The following is a 3,950-nucleotide window of genomic DNA, read 5'->3' as shown; positions in this document are numbered from 1 at the left end:
CGCGTACCGGGCGCCCGGCGCCGATCACCCGGTGTACCTCCAGGTCGACAGCCGGTACCTGCCGCTGCTGCACGCCTCGCTCCTCGCCCCGGCGGTCGCGCAGGAGGTGTGATCCGCAGGGTTTCGGCATCGGGCCCCGATGCGTCAGACTGGTGTCCCGTGAGTGACTCCCCGCTGAACCCTGTGTCGATAGCCCCTGCCCGGGTGGTCCTGCTCTCCGGGCCCTCCGGCTCCGGGAAGTCCTCGCTCGCCGAGCGCAGCGGCCTGCCGGTGCTCCAGCTCGACGACTTCTACAAGGACGGCGACGACCCCAGCCTGCCCCTGCTGCCCGACGGGGCGGTGGACTGGGACTCCCCGCTGTCCTGGCACCGGGACCAGGCCCTGGCGGCCATCCGCGCCCTGTGCGACACCGGCCGGGCCGAGGTGCCGGTGTACTCGATCCCGGCCAACGGCCGGGTCTCCACCAGGGTGCTGGAGCTCGACGGGGCCACCGCGTTCGTCGCCGAGGGCATCTTCGCGGCCGAGATCACGTCCGACTGCGCCGCCGCGGAGCTGCTGGGCGACGCCCTGTGCCTGCGCAACGGCGCGCTCACGACCGCCTGGTGGCGGCTGCGCCGGGACGTCCGCGAGGGCCGCAAGTCGCTGCCCGTGCTGGTGCGGCGCGGCTGGCGGCTGATGCGGGCCGAGCGGGGCATCGTCGGCCGCCAGGTCGCGCTGGGGGCGCGTCCGTGCGCCGGGCCCGAGGCCGAGCGGCGGATCCGCGCGGCGGCCCGCGCCGGGGAGCTCTCCGCGGTCTGAACGGCGGCCCGGGGCAGTACCTGGGACAGCGGCCCCGAGCAACGGCCCGAACGGCCCGCACAGCGTCCGGGAACGCGGAACGGCGGGCCCGGTGCGTCTCCCCCGCACCGGGCCCGCCGCCTTCCCCGGACGGTCACGGCTCCCCCCTGCGCCGCCGCTCCCCCGAGCCGGCGCCGCCTGGTCCGCTTCCGTCCTGCTACCCGTCCCCCGACGGGAGTCCTGTCCCGGTCGCGTTACGCGACCAGTTCGCCGAACGCACGGATGGTGTCGCCCGAGGTGTTCAGCTGCTCGTCGTCGCGCAGCCGGCGCAGCGCGCGCCAGATGCTGCTCTTGACGGTGCCGACGCTGATGCCGAGCACGTCGGCGATCTCCGGGTCGGTCTTGCCCTCGTAGTAGCGGAGCACCAGCATGGTCCGCTGGTTCTCCGGCAGCTTGGCCAGCGCCTGCCAGAGCACGGCGCGCAGCTCGGTGCCGCCCATCGCGTCGGTGTCGCCGACCGTCTCCGGCAGCTCCTCGGTCGGGTACTCGTTGACCTTGCGGCGCCGCCAGGCGGAGATGTGCAGGTTGGTCATGGTGCGGCGGAGGTAGCCCCCCACCGCGGCCTTGTCGGTGATCCGGCCCCAGGCCCGGTAGGTGCTGAAGAGCGCGCTCTGCAGCAGGTCCTCGGCCTCGTAGCGGTCACCGGTCAGGTGGTAGGCGGTGGCGTAGAGGGAGGCGCGGCGCTCCCGCACGTAGGCGGTGAACTCCGTGATGTGGTCCTCCGCGACCGCCGGGCGCTCGCCCTGCGCCGCGGTGAACGCCGCCCCGCCCGCCTTCTGCTCGGTGGTGCGGGCCGCCGCGGGGTTCAGCCGCAGCAGCGTCGCACCGGCGGCCTCGCGGCCGGCCGACTCCCCCGAGTCGGCCTTCCGCAGGCCTGTTCCCGCGATGCCCCGGTTCCCCGCCGGGGCGTCCGTTCCCTCGACACGGACGGGGAGGATCCCCCGCAGCGTCAAGGTCGCGGCGGAGTCGGCCGTGTTCCCCCGGTGGCCGATCCCGTACAGCTCCCCCGCCCTGCCGCCGCCGCTCACCCGGCGGGCAACAGTGCTTCCACCGGTGCTGTGTGCGCACCCCCGTGCGATCACGGCACCGGAGGCCTCCTCGGCCCCGGTCTCGAACCGGCTCCGGTGGGCGGTCGCTGACGAACGCGCGGTCCGGACGGCCGGGTTGGTCCGGGTCTGAAGCGTGGCGTTCATCGTGCGCCCCCTCTGGATCGGTTCGAGCGGTTCCGTCGCCGCCGTCCAGTGGGCCGATCGGCCCGCTGTCCTGCGGCGACATGGAAAATCCTGCCCGCCGGTTGTGATGGCGCTGTCCGTCGACTGTCACAGGGCTGTCACAGGCCCGGGGCTTTCGTCCCGACCGCTGTCCCGCCGTTGACGGACGCCGGTGGCGGGCATTCCGGTTCCCGGACGCGCGGCGGACGGGACGGGTGCGGCCCCCGGGCGGACAGTGGGGGGTGATTCGCCGCTCCGGGTGAGCCAGAATGAGGCCGTGCCTTTCCTCCTTCTGATCGAGGACGACGACGCCATCCGCACCGGCCTCGAACTCGCCCTCACCCGCCAGGGCCACCGCGTGGCCACCGCCGCGTCCGGCGAGGACGGCCTGAGGCTCTTCAAGGAGCAGCGGCCGGACCTCATCGTGCTGGACGTCATGCTGCCCGGAATCGACGGCTTCGAAGTCTGCCGCCGGATCCGCCGCACCGACCAGCTGCCGATCGTCCTGCTGACGGCCCGGTCCGACGACATCGACGTCGTGGTCGGTCTGGAGTCGGGCGCGGACGACTACGTCGTGAAGCCGGTGCAGCCCCGCGTCCTGGACGCCCGGATCCGGGCCGTGCTGCGGCGCGGCGAGCGGGAGAGCTCGGACTCGTCCGTGTACGGGACCGTGGTGATCGACCGGGCGGCGATGACGGTCACCAAGGACGGTGCGGACCTCCAGCTGACCCCGACCGAGCTGCGGCTGCTGCTGGAGCTCAGCCGGCGGCCCGGGCAGGCGCTGTCCCGGCAGCAACTGCTGCGCCTGGTCTGGGAGCACGACTACCTGGGCGACTCACGGCTGGTGGACGCCTGTGTGCAGCGGCTGCGGGCCAAGGTCGAGGACGTGCCCTCGGCGCCGACGCTGATCCGCACGGTGCGCGGGGTCGGCTACCGGCTGGACCCGCCGGCGTGACCGGCCCGGCCCACGTACCCGCCCACCTCCGTCCGGCGCCGGCGATATCCTGCCGCGCGCGCTGATGACCTCCGTAACGACAGGCTCCTGTGACTGACCAACAGACGACGGCCCGGTTCTCCTCCGGCCCGTGGCGCCGGCTGCGCTCGTTGCGCGTGCGGCTGATCGCGGTGTTCGCCGCGGTCGCGCTGACCACCGCCGTCTCGGCGTCCGGCATCGCGTACTGGCTCAACCGCGACGCGGTGCTGAAGCGGGCCCAGGACACCGCGCTCAACGACTTCCGGGTCTCGCTCAGCCGCAATGTGTCGAACCTGCCGCTGAACGCCACCTGCGAGGACCTGAACGCGCTCGCGAGCACCGTCGCCAGCTCGGGCCTCAGTTACGACGTGGTGGTGTCCGATCCGGCGCTGCCGAACTGCGTCGCCTCGTCCAACTCGGCGCAGTACACGATCGCCAGTGTGCCGGCCGCGCTGCGGACGGCGGTCGGCAAGCCGCGCGAGCTCACCGAGTCCAACCCGTACACCTACCACCTGTACTGGCAGCGGCAGAACCTCGACGGGCGGCCGTTCGTCATCGGCGGCACCAAGGTGGTGACGACCGGCCCGACCGCGTACATGTTCAAGTCGCTGGAGAACGAGCGGGCCGACCTGAACACGCTCGGCTGGTCGCTGGCGATCGCCACCCTGCTGGCGCTGATCGGCTCGGCGCTGCTGGCGCAGGCCGCGTCGGCGACGGTGCTGCGGCCGGTCAAGCGGTTGGGCGACGCGGCCCGGCGGCTCGGCGAGGGCCATCTGGACACCCGGCTGGAGGTCGAGGGCTCGGACGAACTCGCCGATCTGGCGCGGACCTTCAACCGGACCGCGGAGTCGCTGCACGGGCAGGTCGAGGAGCTGAGCGCGCGCGAGGCGCAGAGCCGGCGGTTCGTCGCCGACATGTCGCACGAGCTG

At 73.4% G+C, this 3,950-nt stretch carries 4 protein-coding genes; 3 read left to right on the top strand and 1 reads right to left on the bottom strand.

What is annotated here, in order from left to right:
* Nucleotides 1–159: 159 nt before the first annotated feature.
* On the top strand, nucleotides 160–798 hold the full coding sequence (locus tag BI06_RS14090) for an ATP-binding protein (RefSeq protein ID WP_051741013.1): 639 nt from the start codon (nucleotides 160–162) through the stop codon (nucleotides 796–798).
* 233 nt (nucleotides 799–1,031) lie between these two features.
* On the opposite strand, the gene BI06_RS14085 is transcribed toward BI06_RS14090, so the two are convergent.
* Entirely contained in the window at nucleotides 1,032–1,724 is a 693-nt protein-coding gene (locus tag BI06_RS14085) for a SigE family RNA polymerase sigma factor (protein WP_063764199.1), read from the bottom strand.
* A gap of 601 nt (nucleotides 1,725–2,325) precedes the next feature.
* Between BI06_RS14085 and BI06_RS14080 the strand changes: the two genes are divergently transcribed.
* Both BI06_RS14080 and BI06_RS53540 read left to right on the top strand, forming a co-directional pair.
* On the top strand, nucleotides 2,326–3,003 hold the full coding sequence (locus BI06_RS14080) for a response regulator transcription factor (RefSeq protein ID WP_045938110.1): 678 nt from the start codon (nucleotides 2,326–2,328) through the stop codon (nucleotides 3,001–3,003).
* An 89-nt stretch (nucleotides 3,004–3,092) separates the two neighbouring features.
* Nucleotides 3,093–3,950, top strand: an 858-nt coding sequence (locus BI06_RS53540; protein ID WP_233290151.1) for a HAMP domain-containing protein, incomplete at its 3' end; no start/stop codon positions are given.

The sequence above is a fragment of the Kitasatospora sp. MBT66 genome (genome assembly GCF_000710405.2).
Classification (GTDB): Bacteria; Actinomycetota; Actinomycetes; order Streptomycetales; family Streptomycetaceae; genus Kitasatospora; species Kitasatospora purpeofusca.
Note: the sequence above shows the minus strand (reverse complement) of the source record. Positions and strands in the feature narration are given on the sequence as shown.